Here is a 22,034-nt window from a genome sequence, read left to right as displayed (position 1 = left end):
TTATTAGTAATGAAGGCTAAAAATTATTCAAACTTAACGCTGGTTGCTGCAATGCTGACATTTGCTCTTTAAGCATTAGTATTTGCTGTTCCCAGTATTTCTCAGTGTTAAACCAAGGGAAATTTTGTGGGAATGCGGGATCATGCCAACGTTTACATAACCACGCCATATAATTAACAACACGCATCGTCCTTAATGATTCTATCAAGAGAAGCTGATCATTTTCAAACGTAAAGAACTCTTCATACCCCATTAATAGTGTATCAAGTTGTAACAATTGCTGTTGTCTATCCCCTGATAACATCATCCAAAGGTCTTGAATCGCAGGCCCAGTTCGACAGTCATCTAAATCAACAAAATGTGGTCCTTCGTCGCGCCACAATATATTACCGGCATGACAATCACCATGTAAACGAATCTGTTGCATATGCTGAGCTGGTAAATACTGCTCAGTGGCTACTGTAATGACTTGATCCAAAATAGTATAAAAAGGTGTTATTAAACTTTTGGGAACATAATTTGAAGCAAGAATACTCTCACGTGCTTGTAAAAGTAACTCATCACTATTAAAACTTGGCCTATGGTGAAATTCCTTTTGCGATGAGACTGAATGAATGCGCGCAATAAAGCGACCCATCCATTCTAACTGATCCAGGTTATCAACCTCAAAAATTCGCCCTCCTCGACAAGGGAATACCGCAAAGTGATAGCCTTGATGCTCAAATAAACTCTGCCCATTTATTTTAAGTGGCGCAACAATGGGTAATTCTTGCTCAGCCAGCTCAAAAGAGAAGTCATGTTCTTCATATATTTGCGCAAGTTGCCAACGTTGTGGTCGATAAAACTTGGTCACATATTTGACCAAGTTATCATCATGAAATTGATAAACACGATTTTCATAGCTATTAAGCGCTAATAAACCACTATCAACACTAAACCCCGCGCTCTCTAAGCCATCGATAATTAAATCGGGTGACAAGGCACTAAAATCAAATGATGCCATTAGCGTTTATTAAAAAATCGGCTTTCTTGCTCGATTTTCGCATCACCTTCTGGTGATATTTGCTCAACAACAAAAGATATATCATTCATATACCCTTTTAACTCATAAGGATCAACGGAAACACTGATAGGCAATGTAAAAACGGTTGCAGCCTCAACGGTTACTTCTTGCTTGCCATGCCACTTGGTATTCTCAATGCCTTTTACCGACAATTTATAAGTATTATCTGTTTGTGACATATTGAGTATTTTTAATGTATACACATTTTCAATATCGCCATTAAAGTTTTCTCTCGCTAATTCAGTACGATCACGAATAATATCTAACGATAATGGCACACGATTAACAATTTCAAGTATTAACATGGTCGTCATTATGACAAGTAAGACCGCATACCCGATAAGCTTAGAGCGTACTAAATGCACTTTTTTACCTTGCAATTCATGCTCTGTGGTATACCGAATAAGACCTTGCGGATAATTCATTTTAGTCATAACCCCCGAACACGCATCAACGCACGAACCACAGTTGATACACTCGTACTGCAAACCGTTTCGGATATCTATACCTGTAGGGCAAACCTCAACACATAAGTTACAATCAATACAATCACCAAGCCCCATTGCTTTATGATCTTGTTTACGACCACGAGCACCGCGTCCTTCGCCACGCTCCGCATCATAAGCGACCGTTAGCGTATCTTTATCAAACATAGCAGACTGAAAACGCGCATACGGGCACATGTGCAAACAAACGGTTTCTCGCATCCAACCTGCATTACCATAAGTGGCAAACGTGAAGAAAGCTAAAATTCCCGCCATCATTACACTCGTATCTAGCGTGAATACGTCGATAAATAATTCTTGCATCGGTGAAAAATAACCTGCGAATGTCATCGCAGTGAATAAAGAGAATAATAACCAGGCACTATGTTTTAAGGTTTTTCTTATGACCTTATTACTCGTCATTTTTTGCTTATCTAACTTCCTGCGTTGGTTAGCCGTACCCTCAATTTTTTCTTCAAACCAAATAAAAATAAAAGTCCACACGGTTTGCGGACACATGTAACCACACCAAACTCGTCCTAAGAAAGTCGTAACAAAAAAGAGCAGAAATGCACCTAAAATAAAGAACCATGCTAGTAAGGTTAAATCTTGTGGCCAGAGAGTTAGACTCCAGATAGTAAAGCGCTGTTCGCTGATATCGAATAATACGGCCTGATGACCATTAAACTGAAGCCATGGAAGTATCAAAAAAAACGCGAAGTAAACCAGGTTCATACGCTGTCTTAACTTTTGGAAAAAACCCGACACTTTACGCACATATATTTGGTCACCGGGCTTATAACGTTCTTTACCAGTATTTTTACTACCATGAATTTTGACATTTTTTATGGGAATATGCTGCTCTACCACAGGCTTATTGGTCTTAGGCGTAGAGGATGATTGGTCGTTTGCTCTCACGATATATCCTTGTTAAGCGAAAATGATGACTAAAAAATAATGACTAACGAGCTACTAGCTAGTAACAAAAAGATAAATGATTTTATTAACAAAAGCCGACAATAGCTAATAATTTATACCTTAAACCGACTATTTAATATAAAATCCTCTCTTCACATTTTATTATATGGCATCTTATGAAGCATTTATTGATCTTAATCGTGGCCGCATCACTCTATTTACATTTTTACCCAAATGAAAAAGTAACTGAGTTTTATGAGCAGCAGAAGCAATCTTTGCTTGATAACTTCGGCGATATTAATGACACCAAAGCACGTTTGAAGGCCGATAAAATTTACCTAGATTTAGAGGAAGATTTAGCGGGCTTTTCAGAAAAAGAAATTGAGCGTTTGAAAGAAATGACTTCATCAAGGAAGAATGTAAAGGAATTTTACGAAACCATTTGTCAAACTGAGACACGAGATATTGACTTTCATATCACCAATCAAAAGAAAGTATGCTCGACAATAAATCGCTACACCAATATGCTTTAAAGCTTAGATTTAAAGCATATTGCCCAGTCCGATACAGAAAAATTATATTAACTAGCAGATAACCTAATGAGTAAGTTAGCAAAATTATCACTCGCTTGCTCCTGCTCAGCATGCTGTTGGGCTTTTATCTGCCAAACGCCATTCACCATCACATCTGATACCGGGTTTTGCTGACTAGCAAAAATCATACTATCAAGTAAGTGTTGATTAGCATTAGCAAATAACTTGGTGCTATCCATGTCCAGCACTAATAAATCGGCCTGTTTGCCAATGGCTAAGCACCCTGTATTACTATTAGTACTCTGCGCTCCCCCTACCGCCGCTCGTTGCCACAAGTTCTGTCCAACAGAGGCTTCTTCTTCTGAAGCTAAAATAGCGCGTTGTTGTTTAATTAGGCGCTGTGCGTATTCAAGCCAACGTAACTCTTCAATCGGGTTTACTGAAATGTGGCTATCAGAGCCGATGGCAATAGTCCCTTTTTCTGCTAAAAACTCTGTCGTTGGAAAGATACCATCACCTAAGTTAGCTTCAGTTGTCGGGCAAATTCCAGCAATGGCCTCTTTAGTGATAATACCTTTTCGTTCGGCCTCATCAATATGCGTTGCATGAATTAAACACCAATACTTATCGAGCTCTACATTATCAAGTAGCCATTGCACAGGTCTTTTGCCAGCATGAGCTAAACAGTCATCAACTTCTTTTTGTTGTTCGCTAATATGAATATGAATAGGCGCTTGGTTATCTATGTTACGTACATGTTCTACTGCGCTAAGCAATGATGCTTTATCTACGGCTCGTAAGGAGTGCGGCGCAATCCCCACATTCGTATTCGTATATTGTTCACTTAAGGCAAAACAATCACTAACTAATTGATTAAACTGTTTAGTTGAATTAATAAATCTTCTTTGTCCTTCAGTTGGTGCTTTCTCACCAAAACCACTGTGTTGATAAAGCACCGGTAAGAGGGTTAGCCCGATACCTGACTCTTTTGCTGCCTCGAAGATTGCTTGTGCCATGGTTGCTAAACTGGCGGATTTTTCTGCTTTCACACTTGACTCATAAGCACTACCGTCAAGATCATGATGTAAATAATGAAACTCTGCAACCCGGGTATAGCCCATTTTTAGCATTTCAATGTATAACTGCTTTGCAATATTTTTAGCATCAGCATCGGTTAACTGAGCCAAGAACTGATACATTATTTTTCGCCACGTCCAAAAGCTGTCTTGTCCTTCACTTCCTTGCTCACTGAAACCAGCAAAAGCACGCTGAAAAGCATGAGAGTGACAATTGACCATACCAGGGATCACTGCACCTTTGGCGACTTCTGCCCCTTCAATCATGCCAGCATCTATTGCCGTAATAAGTCCCTGCTCTATGGTGATAGTTTGTTTACTTGCCCAACCATCGTTTAATAAAATATTTTCTGCGTATAATTTCATATTTTTCTACTAATTTATGCTACTTAATTTGCTATTTTTATCTAGCTGAGTAATTTACCTAAAAAGACATTCGATCTCGCTATATCAATTACTTATCCTGACTGAAGTCTGCTAAACTCTGCACAAATGCAAGTAATTTCGCTTTCACTTGCTCTGCCTTTAATTCATTATATTGTTCGTTTGATTCATCCATATAGGTACGCTGCGATAGCTCTAATTGAATGGCATGAATATTATTTTCTGGACAACCATAACCACGGGTAATATACCCACCTTTAAAACGACCATTTACTACAGTTGAATAGGGAGATAGGTCAAGTTGCTCAACTTTATCAATCAACTCCGAGCTACAGCTTGCCCCATCGGCATTACCAAAGTTAAAGTCCGGTAGTTGACCTTCAAAAAATCGAGGGACATGAGACAAAATTGAGTGAGCATCAAGCAAAACTACTTTGCCATACTTTGCTTTCATATCACCTAACGTATTTTGCAATGCTTGGTGATATGGTTGCCAATAACATTCAATTCTTCGTTTAATTTCAGCCTCATCAGGTTCTTTACCCTTAATATATAAAGGTGATAGATCAAAGGCCGTTGTCGGGCAAAGCTCTGTGCTATTTGCTCCTGGGTACAAATTTACGCCATCAATATTTCTATTTAAATCGATCACATAGCGGCTGTATTTAGGTTTAATAATTGAAATGCCTAGGTCTTGAGCAAAATCATAGAGCTTGTCCATATACCAATCAGTGTCTGGAACCTTATGCCCAATGCTTGTCATTTTACTGGCTATGTTGTCGGGAATTAATTGCCCGTTATGTGGCATGCTAATCAACATAGCAATATTACCCGTGCTTAAGTCATAACTTGTATTCATACTATCCCCTATAATTGGCCATCACCCAAATTGTATATACAACTTATCAACCCTAATTTATCACGCGTTAGTTACTCTGGGCAAGAACAGATGGAATTCTTTTCTTTTACTCGTTATAGGTAATAAATTTTGATATGTTTGCTAATACACTATTTAATAGGTATTTCCTATTGTATCAATAGATTTAATAGATTTTACTTAAAATAGTTGAGCTATCATAATAGCTGCATCTTAATGAATTGAACCAAGCAACGGCTTGGTAAAAATGACAACTAAACCTAAAGGATTTCAATATGTTTACTGATATTACCGGTCAAAAAGTTCCTTCAGTTACTTTCCCAATCATAGCTGGTGACACATGGATTTCACGCAATTCTGAGGAAATTTTTGCCAATAAAACTGTCGTAGTTTTTTCATTACCGGGGGCATTTACACCAACATGTTCATCATCTCACCTACCACGATACAATGAGTTAGCAGCTAAATTTACAGCCAATGGTGTTGATGAAATTGTGTGTATCTCTGTAAACGATACCTTTGTAATGAATGCTTGGGCAAAAGATCAAGATGCTGAGAACATTAGCTTCATTCCCGATGGTAATGGTGAATTTACCCAAGGCATGGGTTTATTAGTTAATAAAGCAGAGATTGGCTTTGGTAAACGCAGCTGGCGTTATGCGATGTTAGTTAAAAATGGCGTAATTGAAAAAATGTTTATTGAGCCAGACTTACCAGGTGACCCTTTTGAAGTATCAGATGCAGATACTATGCTTAACTTTATTAACCCTGAAGCAATTCAAAGCACTGAAGTAGCTATTTTTACCAAACACGGTTGTTCACATTGTACCAAAGCTAAAGCCCTGTTAGCTGAGCAAGGTTTACAGTATGAAGAATTAGTACTCGGCGAGAATACAACTATTACGGCAATGCGAGCGATTTCACATGCCGATACTACACCACAGGTATTTATCGATGGTAAGCATATTGGTGGTAATGATGAATTAACAAAATATTTTAGCTAGTCGATTTTTACTTACTAGCTGTTAAATACTAAGCTTCCCCAATAAAAACACAATAATGATATACTATCGTTATTGTGTTTTGTGTTTATACGCTACGACTAATTCTGAGTAACTAGTCGTAGCGTGACTTATTGGAATAAATAATGGATAACCAGCCTTACAACCCGCTTCATGGTATAACGTTAAAAACTATAGTCACCGATTTAGAAGCCCACTTTGGTTTCGAGACGTTAGGTCAACATATTAAAATTAAGTGTTTTACTGATAACCCGAGTATTCAGTCGAGTTTGAAATTTTTACGAAAAACACCTTGGGCTAGAGAGAAAGTTGAGCAACTTTATATTAAGAATAAAAATAAAATGCAAAACTAATCGAAACAGAGTCGTTTTGCTTTCTATATGACTTTACAGCAATCATTTGTACCTCAAATAAAATAGAACGGAGAAAGAGCTGTGGCTAGGTGATTACACTAGAGTAAACTTATTTATTGCGCTGCTTGATGTCAATTTATTCTGCGATAAATTAAATACATTTCAGCCCACAGGCTCAACAAACGATTGCTTAGACTAAAAAATTTTCTCAGCTAACTATTTATTCTATGATATATAGTCAGACATGCTATCAAATCACTAGCAATATTTAGCAAAATATCTAATGATGTCTTCAATATCCATTAAAAATAAATAACTTATGTCTTTAGCAACACATTATATTTTAACTTGGCAATGCCCAGACAATAGTGGTGTACTGGCCCAAGTATCACAAAGCCTTTATTCTCACGGTGCATTTATTACCGAAACCTCTCAATATAGTGACCCTTACAGTGAAACTTTCTTTTCACGCATTGCCTTTGACGATCGTAATTTAACAGTTTCCAGTAGTGAGTTTGTCAAAGCATTAGATGAGTTAGCCAAGCCACTTGCTATGCAATATCAATTACGTAAACGTGCAGATGTGCCCAACGTACTTATTGCGGTGTCAAAAGACGATCACTGTTTAGTTTCATTATTAACGAAGTGGCGTGCCGGTGCCTTACCTATCAATATAGTTGGTGTTATTTCTAATCATCAAGATTGCCAAGAGCTCAGTGAATGGCATAATGTGCCATTTTATCATTTACCTATCACAGCTGAGACCAAGCACGAACAAGAAGCACAGATTACTGGCTTAATGAAAGAGCTCAACATCGACTTATTAGTGTTAGCCCGTTATATGCAAATCCTTTCAGATGATTTGTGTCAACAATTACAAGGCAAAGCTATTAATATCCATCACTCTTTTTTACCTAGCTTTAAAGGCGCTCGCCCTTATCACCAAGCCCATGCACGTGGCGTTAAAGTGATTGGGGCAACAGCTCATTATGTAACTGCAAACCTTGATGAAGGGCCAATTATTGCTCAGGAAGTTAAGCCTATTAATCATACTTTTACCATAGAACAAATGGTTCATATGGGTCATGATTTAGAAGCAACTGCATTAAGCCATGCAGTAAGAATTCATGCTGAGCAGCGTGTTTGTGTGAATGGTGATAAAACGGTTATTTTAGCATAGTGTTAACTGAGTCAGCATTGATTCGAATATTTGCACAATATTTAAGCAGGTTTCTGTAAGTAATTTTGTACAGCCGTCAACTCCCCCTGACGGCTAGTATTTTGCTAAATAGAGATAAAATTGGCCTAAGAGTCCGCTTTGTGATTAAAATTAGCTCATAACCTATTTTAATAAAAAGTCCTGCTCATGATTAATATAGAAAAAATTCATCACGTTGCTTATCGATGTAAAGACGCGAAGGAAACAACCAACTGGTATAAAGACAAGCTCAACATGGATTTAGTGCTCGCCATTGCTGAAAATGAAGTGCCATCAACAAAAGCGCCAGATCCATATATGCATATTTTCCTCGATGCAGGTAATGAAAATGTATTAGCATTTTTTGAGTTACCTAACTCACCAACTATGGACAGAGATCAAAATACTCCTGATTGGGTGCAACACATTGCTCTTCGGGTGGCGAGTTATGATGCTTTAGTATCAGCTAAAGAAGAGCTTGAAAGTAAGGGTATAGAAATATTAGGTCCAGTAAATCATGGCGTATTTAAATCCATCTATTTCTTTGACCCAAATGGCCACCGTTTAGAGCTTGCTGCCGATACGGGTACTGAAGAGCAATATAAAGAACTTAATAAGGTTGCGCATGAAATGATTGAAGAATGGTCTGTAACTAAGCGTGCACCGCGCCATGCTGCTTGGTTACACGAGCAAGATTAACTTACTTGTAAGACTTAATTATTCCTCTACTTATTTTTCCTATATAAAACTAAAAAGCACCCTAGTTAATTACTTCGGTGCTTTTTCTTTACTTGGAAAAAGTTAGCGATACACGCTAACGGCCAAAATTACACTTCAAATCCTTTTCATCATTATTTAGCAGTAATGACTATGTCTTCGAACGCAAACTTAGTCTCTGACTATGCCCGTATAGTTAAAACGCAATCAGAATTAACCCATAAAAGCACGCTGCTCGCTATGATAAAATAGTAAATAATAGCGATGATAGAGATACTATCACCAGTAACTCTTGAGCAATTTGCAAATTTATAGGTAAATGAGTAATAAAAAATAATTATTGGAGAAAGCCATGTGGAACCAGACTGAAATAACATTGCAAGCAAGAAAGCGCGGCTTTCATTTAATTACTGATGAAATTTTAAAGCAGCTGTCAGAGCTGAATAAGGTTAATTGTGGCATTCTTCACCTTTTTATAAAACACAGCTCTGCTTCTATCACCCTCAATGAAAATGCCGATCCAACGGTTCGCTCAGATATGGAAGCACATTTTAATCATTTTGTGCCTGAAAGAGCGCCTTATTATCAACATACTTACGAAGGTGATGATGATATGCCTGCACATATAAAAGCCAGCTTATTAGGTAATAGCTTAAGTCTACCTATCAGTCATGGGCAATTAAACATAGGTATTTGGCAGGGGATCTACTTAGGTGAGCATAGAAATCATGCCAGTAACCGAACGATTGTCGCAACTATCAATGGTGAGTAAATCGCTAAGAGATAACAGGCGAGATTCTCGACTACGACTAAAATAATGATTAAAAGTCTATTTTTCCATTATTTTAGTCTTCTTCTAGAACATGCGGCCCAGCATAGTTATCAAAACGAGAGAACTGCCCTTGGAAGGTTAATGGCACACGACCAATAGGCCCGTTACGTTGCTTACCAATAATGATTTCTGCCATGCCTTTAAACTCACTATCATCGTGATAAACCTCATCACGATAAATAAACATGATTAAATCGGCATCCTGCTCTATCGAACCTGATTCACGTAAATCGGAGTTAATTGGACGTTTATCGCTACGTTGCTCCAAGCCACGGTTTAACTGAGAAAGTGCCACTACAGGAACTTGCAGTTCTTTCGCTAACGCTTTTAGTGAACGCGATATTTCGGCTATTTCTAATGTACGGTTATCAGAGAATTGTGGTGCACGCATTAACTGTAAGTAATCAATCATGATCAGGCTGATACCGCCATGATCTCTATGTATTCTTCGCGCTCTTGAACGAACTTCCGTTGGTGTTAAGCCGGCAGCATCATCAATAAACATCTTGCCTTTTTCCATGAGTAATCCCATGGTTGAAGATAAGCGAGCCCAGTCTTCATCTTCTAACTGACCAGTACGAATTTTAGTTTGATCAATTCGGCCTAAAGAAGCCAACATTCTCATCATAATTTGATCTGAAGGCATCTCTAAACTGAAGATAAGTGCGGGATGATCTTGAGTCATAGCAGCATGCTCAGCCAAGTTCATCGCAAAGGTCGTTTTCCCCATCGAAGGACGTGCAGCAACAATAATCAAGTCAGATTTTTGTAGGCCTGCCGTCATTTTATCTAAATCCGCATAACCACTTGGTACACCCGTTACACCGCCAGATGGCGCTGAACAAAGCTTTTCGATACGATCGACTGTCTTCTCTAATACGGTATTTAGGCTTTCAGGGCCTTCTGATTTGTTAGCACGTTTTTCAGCAATAGCGAAAACTTTAGTTTCGGCAAAATCAAGTAACTCAGCACTGGTACGACCCTGTGTATCATAACCTGCTTCAGCGATTTCATTCGCAACACTGATCATTTCCCTGGTAACTGCACGTTCACGAACAATATCAGCATAAGCAGTGATATTTGCAGCACTCGGGGTATTTTTCATCATCTCGGCAAGGTAAACAAAACCACCTGCATCATCGAGTTGTTGATCGTTTTCTAACGCTTCTGATAAGGTAATTAAATCAACGGGTTCACCTAGTTCAATGAGCGCCCCAATCGTTTCAAAAATAAGGCGGTGAGAACGGCTATAAAAGTCATCTGCAACCGCTCTTTCTGCTACGCGATCCCAAGTTTCATTATCAAGTAACAAACCACCAAGTACCGATTGCTCAGCCTCTAGAGAGTGCGGTGGTACTTTTAATTCATCGATTTGTTTGTCTTTAATAAATTGCTGTTCTTTGGCAAATTTACGTGGCTTTTTGTCGGCCATTACCTTTATCCTACTTTGCTACATCACCATACTCGTACTTGTTCTTCCCATTACTTTAATTAGAATAAAACAACACATACGAGTATCTAAAAAGGAGTGCTAATGTAGCAGAATTTGCCCAATCGGAATATAAAAGTTTCGTTTAAAAAAGCCCAGGCGTTAAAAAATTTATTTACTGCTTACTTCGATATTACCGCTAACCGTTGACACTCTTACTAAAGCACTGCCATTAGCCGTTTGAAAATTTAATGCTGCGCCTGGCCCGTATTCATCATGCTCTGTTTCAACCTGGGTAATATTATTGTCTATATCGCCACCAACACTCGATTTTAGACTAAAATCAGCATCGACTCCCTTTTGAAAAGTAAATGCTAAATCGCCACTAACGGTTGAAGCCTTAAGTAAAGCTTTCTCATTTAAGTTGAGCTTTGCTTGTAAATCTCCACTTACCGTTCTGATCCTTAGCTCTACTATTTCAGCTAAATTAAGCTCACTTTGGCCAGAGACATTATTAAAAAAAACTTCCTTCGCTTGACTGTGAATGTCAACGTCACCGCTGACCGATTTAATTTCTAAACGACCTGTAGAGTTTTTATCCGTTATATCACCACTTACTGCTGATAACGCCACTTTCCCGGTCAGTTCATTGCTATTGATATTGCCACTAATACTACTAAGTTCAACATTTTGCGTTACGTTTTTTGCCAAAACATCACCGCTAACTGTTATAACTTCAACCCCGCCGTGCAAGTTTGATAGATGAATATTGCTGGAAACACTCGAAGACTTCATACGTATATTTTTTGGCATAAAAACAGTAATTTTTGAACCATCAGCACTCCAATTATCCATGCTAGAATATTCAACATTAATAAGCACTTGTGCACCTTTCTGTTCAAAAATGAGTTTTTCTGCATCATCGTCGAGTGTGCCAGTAACGGATATTTTATCTTTATTCCACCCCACTACATTAATAAAACCACTGTGATTATTAATCGAAACATTGGTGACATTTTCGCTGGATAAGCTCTTGGCGATTTCAGTATCTGCCATTGATTGTGCACTTAGTAGTATACAAGTAGACATTGTCATCATCGTTGCACACTGCTGTATTATTCTTGTTAAATTTTCCATAAGAGCCTCTTTCGTAGCTATTTATTTCTGTGTTAGCAAAACTGATTTAGTTAACTGTACTTGGCGTTAAGCTGATCATTAGCTAAATTACTTGATATTGGCGATATAACTGCTGTAGCAGCTTTAGTTCTTGTTGCTGTGTAAAGTCTAATAAATTAAGTAAGTCGACATTGTTTTCATCCGTTAATAGGGCTTTTTTTATTGATGCTCTTGCATCTGCTAATTGCTTTAATTCTTGCTGCATTGCAACGGGCAGTTTATCTGTGGTCGGCTGACCATAACTTGCTAATAATGTCTGCTTTTGTTGCTTAAAACTTTGTTGCATAAAATTAACTAACTGTCCCTGCGTAATGCCACTATCACCTTGTGCATTTACCAATGCTGCGCCACTGTTATCCTTTATGTCAGGTGAAAAAGTAAACCATGACAATAGGACTACCAGTGCTATAGAGGCGGCCCAGGCTCCTGGCACAAAGGTATTACGCTGTTGGCCTACCTGGCTTTCTTGGCTTTTCTGGCCAATAGCCCGCTCTATGCCTGGCCACAAATCTCGTTCGGGAATCATTTCATTTGGTAACTTTTCCACTAGCACAGCAAGGCTTTTATCAGATACGACCTTTGCTAAGCCTGCACTTTTTGAAGTTACTGCTTCTTGAGGTATGTCTTTACTCATGGTTTATTTCCTCCTCAATTGATACAAAACCATTTGCTATCAATGATTCTTTTAATAAACTTTTTGCTCTGTGATATTGGGATTTACTTGAACCTACAGCCATTTTTAACATTGCGGCAATTTCCTCATGGCGATATCCCTCTACAGCAAACAAAACAAAAACTAAACGGGCGCGCTCAGGTAAACAGGCAATATGTTGGTCTAACATAGTAAGCATTGAATCATCAGTTAACCCGACATGAGGCTCTGCGACATTTGCCCCTTGCTCTTCAATACTAAAAACACGTTGTAGCCAGTTTTTATGTTTACGTAAGTGGCCTAGCACTACATTGGTCGCAACACTATATAGCCAAGTACTAAATTTACTTTCGCCACGAAAATTATTAATTTTTTGCCACAACACGACAAAAACTTCTTGGCAAACATCTTCAGCACTGTCTTTGTCTGCTAACATTCGCCAGCACAAGGCATAAATTCGTCGATGATATTTTTCATAAAGTTGATAAAAAGCAGTTTGTGAGCCTTGCTTGGCTTCTATTATCCATAACGATTCATCATCACTCTCACCAGAGTGAACAACTTTATTGGCACTTAAGCGCGCCTTTATATCAATCACTTGCTTATCTTGCTTTGTTTGGCTATCCAAAAGCTAAAGTCTCTATCTGATTCAAAATAATTTCCCCTTTTAGCTATCTACATTAAGATGAGATATTAACTAAGATACCTTACACGATAAAAAGGTTTAAAGAGTATTTGATAAAAGGTTGGTGAAAATCGATTAAACATAACTTTACACTACCCTCTTTGTCCTTAGACGTATTAGATTAGTTGATGTTTGTCATTTACAAGAAATATAGAGATGACACAGCCCATCAAATTATGGGCACAAAAAAAGCGCCCGTAGGCGCTTTTTTTTTACGTTCTCTACAAAAGAAGAAGTATTTACTTCTTACCAAGTGCAGCAAAACGTTTGTTGAATTTATCAACACGACCACCAGTCTCAGCAGCTTTTTGCTTACCAGTGTAGAATGGGTGACAAGCAGAACATACGTCTAAGTGCATGTCTTTACCAACAGTAGAACGAGTCTTTACAACATTACCACAAGAACAAGTTGCATTGAATTCAACGTAATTAGGATGGATATCTTTTTTCATGGGAACCTCTATCTCTTTAAAGAGAAATTGGGCGCATCGCCACTTAGCCATTTACTTATTGTTTACTTACAAGAATATATTCTTAGAAAATTGATTCTATCAGGAAACCGAAATGCCAAGCACCATACGTAGTTAAAAATTAATGGGGGCGAATAATAAAGGATAGCCTGATTAACTGCAACATAAATAAGCTCAAAGTGGCTAAAAAAAGACATCTTTAGGTTATTTAGGGCATAAGCGATATTGTTACTTGGCAGTATTCATTACACGGGGCAAAATAGCGCTAACCATTATCAACTATAATCAGTTAATTAACAGTGCCTGAACAATACATTCAAGTTGCCATCCCTGTTCCTATGCGACAGTTATTTACTTATCGAGTACCAGAAACACTAAGTTCTCCCGCGATTAAAGTTGGTGAACGCGTTGCTGTCTCTTTTGGTCCGAGAAAAGTGATTGGTATTGTTATTGATGCACAAGCACAATGTGATTTTGAAGTAAGTAAGGTAAAAGATATTACAACTCGCCTCAACGATAACTTCAATTTAAGTCAGTCACTGGTTAGCTTTTTACAATTATGTGCTCATTATTACCACCACCCTTTTGGCGATGTTTTCCAGCAAGCCTTGCCTATTTTACTGCGAAAAATTGAAAATATTACCTTAAGCCCTCCCATGGTGTGGCAAGCACAATGCCCACGCGATGATACCAATATTATATTAGATAAATTAAAGAAGAAAGCTGCAAAACAATTCGCTCTTTATCAAATAATTAGCAGCCACCATGGTATCAGCTGGGTAGAATTACGTACATTAGGCTATAGCAAAACTCAACTTAACGCTTTACAGAGTAAAGGGTTAATTATTGAAAAAGAACAGCTGGCCGAGCAATATACTTGGCAAGAAGACACGCTTAATCAAGCTGACAGATTAGTACTTTCCAGTGAACAAGCCATTATTGTTAGTGCTATCAACCATTCTTTAGCACAGTTTTCCTGTCATCTAATTGATGGAGTGACTGGCAGTGGTAAAACAGAAGTCTATTTGCAAGCTATGGAAGAGGTTCTAGCCAATAATCAGCAAGTACTAGTGATAGTGCCAGAAATAGGCTTAACACCTCAAACATTAAATCGTTTTGAGCAACGTTTTAATGTGCCCATTGCATTACACCACTCAGGACTAAATGATAAAGAACGTTTGGCCACCTGGCTAAGTGCTCAGCAAGGCAGTGCCGCTATTGTTATTGGCACTCGTTCAGCCGTTTTTACCCCGTTACATCGTCTTGGGCTGATCATTATTGATGAAGAACATGATTCCTCATTAAAGCAGCAAGATAGCTTTCGCTACCACTGTCGAGATATGGCTATTTTGCGCGCAAGACAATTAAATATCCCAATAGTTTTAGGCACTGCCACGCCTAGTTTTGAATCATTACAAAATGCGTTATCGGGAAAATATAGCTACCACCAACTAGTCAATCGCGCAGGTAAAAGTAATAAAGCCAAAATAGCCCTTATTGATATGAACCAGCAACAAGTCGAGTTTGGCTTATCTGGTACGCTTAAACAAGAAATGAAACAAACCTTAGCGCGTGGTGAACAAGTATTATTATTTTTAAACCGTCGAGGTTATGCACCAGCAATAAATTGCCAAGAGTGTCACTGGCTTGCGGAGTGCCAACGTTGTGATAAACCTTATACTTTACACCAAAAGCAGCAACTATTGATTTGTCATCATTGTGGCAGTCAAAAACGTATTCCTCCCCAATGTCCTAGTTGTGGCAGTATTCGTATCGCGCCGCTAGGCCAAGGAACAGAGCAATTAGAGTCTCGATTGGAAGACTTATTTCCTGAGAGCTCCATTGTACGTATAGATCGAGATAGCACACGTAAAAAAGGGGAATTGACAAAATTATTACAAGAAGTCAGTGATAAGAAACATCAATTATTAGTTGGTACACAAATGTTAGCTAAAGGACATCACTTCCCTGATGTCACATTAGTCGCAGTGCTCGATGTTGATGGTGCTTTATTTAGTTTTGATTTTCGCGCAAGTGAGCAAATGGCTCAATTACTCATTCAAGTAGCTGGTCGAGCTGGTCGTGCAAGTAAACCAGGCAAAGTATTAGTGCAAAGTAGTTTTGTTGATCATCCTTTATTACAAGATTTAGTACACAATGGCTACCACCATTTTGCCCATCAAGCACTCACAGAACGACAGCAAGCCCGGTTACCACCCTATACTTTTCAAGCTTTATTACGAGCGGATGCTAATTATCCTTCTTACCCAGAGAAGTTTCTACGAGCTTTAACGCTACAATCATTAGATGGCTGTGAGTTTGCTGGTCCGGTCCCGGCAGCAATGGAGAAAAAAGCAGGGAAATTTAGGTATCATTTGATCATACAAGCGACATCACGAAAAGTTTTACATCGCGGAATATTGCAATTACTAGCACAAATTCCTGACAATGAATGGCTGGGAAAGGTTCGTTGGAGTTTGGACATTGACCCTATCGATCTTAATTGGTAACAAAAAAGCCTAAGGTAACCGTGTTTTTTTATGTCAGCTCGGTTACACTAGCTAAAATTTTCCTCTTAGCGACTCTCCGCACTTCATGGCTAATCAAGATTACGTTTCCCGCGCCCCCGCAAAAAAGAAAAAAAATACTCGCAATGGTAAAAAAGCGTCAAATAACGCTAGCGGCATCCCCCTTAAAGCGAAACTAATTAGCTTATTACTCATAGTACTCATTGGTGTATTTTCATATGGCTTGTGGTCGTTAAAAACAGATCCCAGCACGAAGACACCATTAATTGAACCAATAAAAACGACAAAAGACAAAAAAGCATCAAGTAAAACAGATGAATTACCTAAGCCCCCTAAAGAAAAGTGGACTTATGTTAAAGATTTAGAAACTAAAGAAATTGAAGTCGGTGAATATAAGGTTGAAGAAAAAGGGCCTTACAAAATGCAATGTGGTTCATTCAAAACACAAAAGCAGGCAGAAACCCTAAAAGCACGCATTGCCTTTTCAGGACTTGAAGCGCAAGTAAAAAGTGTGACAGGTAAAAATGGCACTTGGCATAAAGTTTTCTTAGGCCCTTACCCGCGCAAACGCCTTGCTGAAAAAGATAAACACAAACTCAAACGTAACAATATTAATTACTGTCAAATTTGGTTGTGGCGATAATTATACCCGTTACCATTCAAAGTGTAGGATTTCAGTGGGAATTAAAATGACTTTAGGCAAGAAAAATAATCTAAGCATAGTCATTCTATGCTTTGATTAATTAACGCCGTATAAAGTAATTTTAAACCCATCGAAGAAGTGCTTGAGCAACATCACTTCATCGTTACTGTGACTTATAAGGGAATAACCCTTATTACATCACAGCGCCTAGAATTGAAATAGCTCAAGCACTCTGAAACCTGCATATTGATTGATAAAGGGTATTATATTCATCGCACTCCTTGAAAAACCAGTAAAGATCCCAATTACATTAACATCAAAGAATTGAGTTAAAATGAGGTTAATGTGACTACTATCGTTTCAGTTAGACGTAATGGCAAAGTGGCTATTGGTGGTGATGGTCAAGTATCACTTGGCAATACCGTAATGAAGGGAAATGCCCGCAAAGTACGCCGCTTATATAATGGTAAAGTTCTAGCTGGTTTTGCCGGTGGCACCGCCGATGCTTTTACATTATTTGAGCGTTTTGAAAGTAAGCTTGAGCAACATCAAGGCCATTTAACTAAAGCCGCCGTAGAGCTTGCCAAAGACTGGCGAAGTGATCGAGCATTGAGAAAACTTGAAGCTTTACTTGCAGTCGCTGACGAAACAGCATCATTAATTATTACCGGTAACGGTGATGTTGTTCAGCCTGAACATGATCTTATAGCTATAGGCAGTGGCGGCAATTTTGCCCAATCAGCCGCAACAGCGCTCTTAGAAAATACCGAATTAACTGCCAAAGAAATAGTAGAAAAGTCGCTTACTATTGCTGGTAATATCTGTGTATTTACCAACCAAGAACAGACTATAGACGAATTATAGTCTAAGCAGAAACTGATTAATATGCTGCCTGAGTATGAGTAAATAACTCCTTGGGCAACAACGAGGAATAAATAATGTCAAATATGACCCCACGTGAAATTGTTCATGAATTAGATAGCCACATTGTTGGTCAAAGCGATGCTAAACGCGCGGTTGCCATAGCGCTAAGAAACCGCTGGCGTAGAATGCAGCTTGATAAAGGTTTACGTAACGAAGTAACGCCTAAAAATATTTTAATGATTGGCCCAACGGGTGTAGGTAAAACTGAGATAGCTCGTCGCTTGGCAAAACTTGCCAATGCACCATTTATCAAAGTGGAAGCAACTAAGTTCACTGAAGTAGGTTATGTGGGTAAAGAAGTAGAAACTATTATTCGTGATCTTGCCGATATGGCAATAAAGTTAGTGAAAGAAAGTGAGATGGACCGCGTTAAACACCTTGCTGAAGAAGCTGCTGAAGAGCGAATTTTAGACGTTCTTTTACCTCCAGCTCGTGATGGCTTTGGTAATGATGAAAAAAGTGATGATAGCAATACTCGTCAAATTTTCCGTAAAAAATTACGCGAAGGTAAATTAGATGATAAAGAAGTTGAACTTGATTTAGCAGCACCACAAGTGGGTGTTGAAATCATGGCACCTCCTGGCATGGAAGATATGACTTCTCAATTACAAAACATGTTCCAAAACATGTCTAGTGATAAAACAAACAAGCGTAAACTTAAGATTAAAGATGCCTTAAAAGCTTTACAGGAAGAAGAAGCCGCTAAAATAGTTAATCAAGATGATATCAAACAAAAAGCGATTGATGCTGTAGAGCAAAATGGTATTGTTTTTATCGATGAAATTGACAAAATCTGTAAACGTGCTGATAACTCAGGTGGTGGTGATGTCTCTCGTGAAGGTGTACAGCGCGACTTATTACCATTAGTAGAAGGTTCAACCGTCAGTACTAAGCATGGCATGATCAAGACAGATCACATCTTGTTTATTGCTTCTGGCGCTTTTCAAATGACTAAGCCATCTGACTTAATCCCTGAGTTACAAGGTCGTTTGCCTATACGGGTAGAATTGCAGGCATTAACCGCTGATGATTTTGTGCGCATTTTGACAGAACCCTTTGCTTCGCTTACAGAGCAATATATCGCTTTACTCGCGACAGAGGGAGTATCAGTTAACTTTACCGATGACGGCATTAAGGCCATTGCAGATTCAGCTTGGCAAGTGAATGAGACAACTGAAAATATTGGTGCTCGTCGTTTGCATACTATGATGGAGCGTTTGGTTGAAGATTTATCGTTCAATGCTGACCAACACAGTGGTGAGACGATCAGCATAGATCAAGCTTATGTAAATAAGATATTAAGTGATGTCGTTAAAGATGAAGATTTAAGTCGTTTTATTCTTTAATAACAGAGTACTTATCCTTGGTACCTATAGGGCTAATTTACCCGCCATTAGGTACCGAGTAGCTAATAAAGAAAAAGGTTGGATGATTTACTACCATGATAATTACTGGTTTTATTATAGATAATACCTTGCGCAATCTAACGATTGAGTTTTCTGCTGACGCGAATATCGCCAATACTCAACTAAGCTTTGAATATTTGCGTATTAGCGCGGATGAAAATTCAGCTAAAAAGAATAAAGCCGGTCAAATTCAAGTAATTAGTCATAAAAAGAATGTACTTTTAGCCGGTATTGAAAGTGTCGCTAAACATGGTTACCGCTTACGCTTTGATGATGGCCATAGTGCAATATTTAGTGAAGAATACCTGCAAACTTTGACCCTCGAATATGAAAGGCGATGGCAGGATTATTTAAGTGACCTCAAAGACAGCGGTCATTCTCGTGAAGCAATGATAGACTTTAAACAGTTATAAAGTCAGCAAGCTTAATCAATATTAACTTCACGTTTTATACCTAAAAAAATGCCCTAACGCATAATGCGTCGGGGCATTTTTATTTACATTATTGAAAAGATAATTTTATACCGTAAAGCGGCTAACCTCTGTGGTAAGCACTTGCGCCTGTTGAGACAGTTCTTCACTCATTTGCTCATTTTGTTTAGCTGAGTCACCTGATTGCTCAGTTACATCCCTGATCATCACGACATGTTGGTTAACTTCTGAAGCAACGGTGCTTTGCTCTTGTATCGCCGTGGCAATCGCACTATTCATATCCATAATCAACGCAACATCTTGGGTTATTTCATCAAGCATTGCCCCAGCAGAGCTCGCTTGCTCAGCACTTTCTTCACCTTGACTACGACATTGTGCCATCAGGGTAACTATTTCTTGAGTTCGTTTTTGTAATAAACCTATAATTGTTTCTATCTCTTGCGTTGAATCTTGTGTTCTACTAGCAAGCGTTCTCACTTCATCAGCAACCACAGCGAAACCACGACCTTGCTCGCCAGCTCTTGCCGCCTCAATTGCCGCATTTAATGCCAGTAAATTTGTTTGTTCTGCAATACCACGAATAACACCCAAAACCGACGCAATCGTTACACTCTCCTTTTCCAGTTCTTTAACGACATTTTCTGAATCCAATAGTTTATCTGATAGCTGGCCAATTTGGTTTATGGTTTGCTCTACCCCATCTTTCCCTTTACCCGCATTACTATTGGTTAACTCAGCTTTATAGGCTGCTTCTCTCGTATTTGTCGCAATTTCATCTACCGTTGCGACCATTTCGGTTACGGCTGTAGCCACTAGATCTGTCTGTTGCATCTGAGTTTCAACGCCCTCATTAGCATTGTAAATATTTTCAGCTAGATTTCCTGTGGCAGTATTAAGTGTTGTTACAGAATGATTTACTTCTACTATAAGTGATCTAAAGTTAGTTAACATATGGTTAAACACAGTTGCCATCTCAGATAACTCATCTCCACCACTGACATCAACTTCAATCGTTAAATCATTACTTTGAGCAATGTTATTCATAGTAGTTTGTAAGCTGCTGATTCGATTTAAAATACTCTTACCGATTAACCAAGCACTAACTAAAGCAACGACGAGCACAATGGCAAAAAGACTGTAAGCTAAGGTATTGATGAATTTAACATCTTCTTTCACGGCGGCTTCACTATGCAATAGTAATTTTTTCAATTCATTATCGACTTGATAAACGACATTACGCATTTTATTTCTGCTGCCCATTGTATCGTTATAACCGAGTTCTTTTTGAGATATCGCTAAATTTAAGAAAGCATTTTTGTAGGCATTGATAAGTTTGCTAACTTCCTGCTTTTTAGCAAAAGAGAAACTACTTGCTTGCACAGAGGCCAGTAATTTACTCACATTATTATTGAGTTTATCGACATATTTTTCATCAAGACGTAACATAAAATCTTTTTCGTTTCTTCTAAGCTGTAACATCTCACTACGCAGACGATAGTTATCTTTACCAATAAGCGTCTCAACGCTATGTACAGCTACTCGTAGCTCTCCATACAAACCCGACTTGGCATTTAAGCCGATCTTCTTTTGTAACGCGACTAGGTGAGAAAACTGATCTTGATATTGAACAAGAATATTTCCCATACTCGCCAATTCAGGCATAGAAAGACCAACGTCGGCAAAGTCATCCGATAACATATCAATTTGACGTTGCACATTCTTCATCTGCTCATTGAATTGGTCTGCGTTTTTCAATTGCTTGTGAGCAGAGAAATCTTTTTCTTCGTGTCTTAATTCAAGTACTGACGCTTTAATATTACCGATGCTTTTTGCAATATTAATATCATGTTGTAGAGCCGAACTTTCATAATTCAGTAGCACTAACATAAGGATCATGGCCAACACTAAGATAGCAGTATTGGCAATTAATTTATTCTTGATAAGCATAGGGTTTAACCTTAAAAATTTTAACATATATTGTATAAAGCATGAGTTAACGGAAATTTAATCTATTACTAGTCAATTTCTCTTTGTCTTTTTCGGTGTAGTTTCTTGTGGTCGTGGCAAGGTGATACAGCGTTCATTGAGTATCAATGAACGCTTGTAGCGCTTTCAGTATCTACTATAGCTCTGTATCGGTAACTACCAGGTTTTGTTTAGTTTTAAATACTCTATTACAACCAAATAGCTGTTCAAAATCAGTTATAACAAAAAATATATTTTACATTGTTT

General features: G+C 38.3%; 21 protein-coding genes. 11 read left to right on the top strand and 10 right to left on the bottom strand.

Going from position 1 to position 22,034, the window contains the following annotated elements; genetic code table 11:
- Window positions 1-16: 16 nt before the first annotated feature.
- Together ND2E_RS20330 and ccoG are read right to left on the bottom strand one after the other, a co-directional pair.
- Window positions 17-1,003 carry a serine/threonine protein kinase gene (locus tag ND2E_RS20330; protein ID WP_033091963.1) on the bottom strand — a complete coding sequence of 329 codons (987 nt, stop codon included), beginning with the start codon at window positions 1,001-1,003 and terminating at the stop codon, window positions 17-19.
- Window positions 1,003-2,466, bottom strand: coding sequence for a cytochrome c oxidase accessory protein CcoG (ccoG, locus tag ND2E_RS20335; protein ID WP_052056167.1), 1,464 nt, complete (start codon window positions 2,464-2,466; stop codon window positions 1,003-1,005). Before ccoG ends, ND2E_RS20330 begins: the two co-directional genes overlap by 1 nt.
- 176 nt (window positions 2,467-2,642) lie before the next feature.
- Between ccoG and ND2E_RS20340 the strand changes: the two genes are divergently transcribed.
- Window positions 2,643-2,999, top strand: a complete 357-nt coding sequence (locus tag ND2E_RS20340) for a hypothetical protein (protein WP_033091962.1) — start codon at window positions 2,643-2,645, stop codon at window positions 2,997-2,999.
- 47 nt (window positions 3,000-3,046) lie between these two features.
- On the opposite strand, the gene ND2E_RS20345 is transcribed toward ND2E_RS20340, so the two are convergent.
- Together ND2E_RS20345 and hutG are read right to left on the bottom strand one after the other, a co-directional pair.
- The gene (locus tag ND2E_RS20345; RefSeq protein WP_033091961.1) at window positions 3,047-4,441 is read right to left on the bottom strand and encodes a formimidoylglutamate deiminase; all 1,395 of its coding nucleotides are present in this window, start codon (window positions 4,439-4,441) and stop codon (window positions 3,047-3,049) included.
- Between the two features lie 88 nt (window positions 4,442-4,529).
- Entirely contained in the window at window positions 4,530-5,318 is a 789-nt protein-coding gene (hutG, locus tag ND2E_RS20350) for an N-formylglutamate deformylase (RefSeq protein WP_033091960.1), read from the bottom strand.
- 293 nt (window positions 5,319-5,611) lie between these two features.
- Between hutG and ND2E_RS20355 the strand changes: the two genes are divergently transcribed.
- The 5 genes from ND2E_RS20355 to ND2E_RS20375 all read left to right on the top strand — a co-directional run bounded on the left by ND2E_RS20355 (window position 5,612) and on the right by ND2E_RS20375 (window position 9,398).
- On the top strand, window positions 5,612-6,340 hold the full coding sequence (locus tag ND2E_RS20355) for a glutathione peroxidase (RefSeq protein WP_033091959.1): 729 nt from the start codon (window positions 5,612-5,614) through the stop codon (window positions 6,338-6,340).
- Between the two features lie 143 nt (window positions 6,341-6,483).
- Complete coding sequence (locus tag ND2E_RS20360; RefSeq protein WP_033091958.1) at window positions 6,484-6,711, top strand: VF530 family protein; 228 nt, start codon at window positions 6,484-6,486, stop codon at window positions 6,709-6,711.
- Between the two features lie 319 nt (window positions 6,712-7,030).
- Window positions 7,031-7,891 carry a formyltetrahydrofolate deformylase gene (purU, locus tag ND2E_RS20365; RefSeq protein ID WP_033091957.1) on the top strand — a complete coding sequence of 287 codons (861 nt, stop codon included), beginning with the start codon at window positions 7,031-7,033 and terminating at the stop codon, window positions 7,889-7,891.
- Window positions 7,892-8,077: 186 nt separating this feature from the next.
- Window positions 8,078-8,608: a VOC family protein gene (locus ND2E_RS20370; RefSeq protein WP_033091956.1), complete on the top strand. Its 531-nt coding sequence runs from the start codon at window positions 8,078-8,080 to the stop codon at window positions 8,606-8,608.
- Between the two features lie 370 nt (window positions 8,609-8,978).
- The gene (locus ND2E_RS20375) at window positions 8,979-9,398 is read left to right on the top strand and encodes a secondary thiamine-phosphate synthase enzyme YjbQ (RefSeq protein WP_033091955.1); all 420 of its coding nucleotides are present in this window, start codon (window positions 8,979-8,981) and stop codon (window positions 9,396-9,398) included.
- Window positions 9,399-9,471: 73 nt separating this feature from the next.
- Here ND2E_RS20375 and dnaB read toward each other — a convergent pair whose 3' ends face one another.
- The 5 genes from dnaB to rpmE form a co-directional block, all read right to left on the bottom strand.
- Window positions 9,472-10,890, bottom strand: coding sequence for a replicative DNA helicase (gene dnaB / locus ND2E_RS20380; protein WP_052056166.1), 1,419 nt, complete (start codon window positions 10,888-10,890; stop codon window positions 9,472-9,474).
- Window positions 10,891-11,058: 168 nt separating this feature from the next.
- On the bottom strand, window positions 11,059-12,024 hold the full coding sequence (locus tag ND2E_RS20385) for a DUF4097 family beta strand repeat-containing protein (protein WP_033091954.1): 966 nt from the start codon (window positions 12,022-12,024) through the stop codon (window positions 11,059-11,061).
- Window positions 12,025-12,106: 82 nt separating this feature from the next.
- On the bottom strand, window positions 12,107-12,697 hold the full coding sequence (locus tag ND2E_RS20390; protein WP_033091953.1) for a hypothetical protein: 591 nt from the start codon (window positions 12,695-12,697) through the stop codon (window positions 12,107-12,109).
- The gene (locus tag ND2E_RS20395; RefSeq protein ID WP_395858392.1) at window positions 12,690-13,310 is read right to left on the bottom strand and encodes an RNA polymerase sigma factor; all 621 of its coding nucleotides are present in this window, start codon (window positions 13,308-13,310) and stop codon (window positions 12,690-12,692) included. Before ND2E_RS20395 ends, ND2E_RS20390 begins: the two co-directional genes overlap by 8 nt.
- A gap of 329 nt (window positions 13,311-13,639) precedes the next feature.
- Window positions 13,640-13,852, bottom strand: a complete 213-nt coding sequence (gene rpmE, locus ND2E_RS20400; RefSeq protein WP_033091952.1) for a 50S ribosomal protein L31 — start codon at window positions 13,850-13,852, stop codon at window positions 13,640-13,642.
- A 317-nt stretch (window positions 13,853-14,169) separates the two neighbouring features.
- Here rpmE and priA point away from each other — a divergent pair, with 317 nt between their 5' ends.
- The 5 genes from priA to ND2E_RS20425 all read left to right on the top strand — a co-directional run bounded on the left by priA (window position 14,170) and on the right by ND2E_RS20425 (window position 19,784).
- A complete protein-coding gene (gene priA, locus ND2E_RS20405) occupies window positions 14,170-16,380 on the top strand; it encodes a primosomal protein N' (RefSeq protein ID WP_033091951.1) in 2,211 nt (736 codons plus the stop codon).
- Between the two features lie 85 nt (window positions 16,381-16,465).
- A complete protein-coding gene (locus ND2E_RS20410; protein ID WP_033091950.1) occupies window positions 16,466-17,041 on the top strand; it encodes an SPOR domain-containing protein in 576 nt (191 codons plus the stop codon).
- 345 nt (window positions 17,042-17,386) lie between these two features.
- Window positions 17,387-17,905, top strand: a complete 519-nt coding sequence (gene hslV, locus ND2E_RS20415; protein ID WP_033091949.1) for an ATP-dependent protease subunit HslV — start codon at window positions 17,387-17,389, stop codon at window positions 17,903-17,905.
- A 74-nt stretch (window positions 17,906-17,979) separates the two neighbouring features.
- Window positions 17,980-19,311, top strand: a complete 1,332-nt coding sequence (gene hslU, locus ND2E_RS20420) for an HslU--HslV peptidase ATPase subunit (RefSeq protein ID WP_033091948.1) — start codon at window positions 17,980-17,982, stop codon at window positions 19,309-19,311.
- Between the two features lie 95 nt (window positions 19,312-19,406).
- On the top strand, window positions 19,407-19,784 hold the full coding sequence (locus tag ND2E_RS20425; protein ID WP_033091947.1) for a gamma-butyrobetaine hydroxylase-like domain-containing protein: 378 nt from the start codon (window positions 19,407-19,409) through the stop codon (window positions 19,782-19,784).
- A gap of 105 nt (window positions 19,785-19,889) precedes the next feature.
- Here ND2E_RS20425 and ND2E_RS20430 read toward each other — a convergent pair whose 3' ends face one another.
- A complete protein-coding gene (locus ND2E_RS20430; RefSeq protein ID WP_033091946.1) occupies window positions 19,890-21,749 on the bottom strand; it encodes a methyl-accepting chemotaxis protein in 1,860 nt (619 codons plus the stop codon).
- Between the last annotated feature and the right edge of the window lie 285 nt (window positions 21,750-22,034).

The organism is Colwellia psychrerythraea (genome assembly GCF_000764225.1).
In the GTDB taxonomy this organism is placed as follows: Bacteria; Pseudomonadota; Gammaproteobacteria; order Enterobacterales; family Alteromonadaceae; genus Colwellia; species Colwellia psychrerythraea_D.
This window is presented reverse-complemented; position numbering and strand designations above follow the sequence as displayed.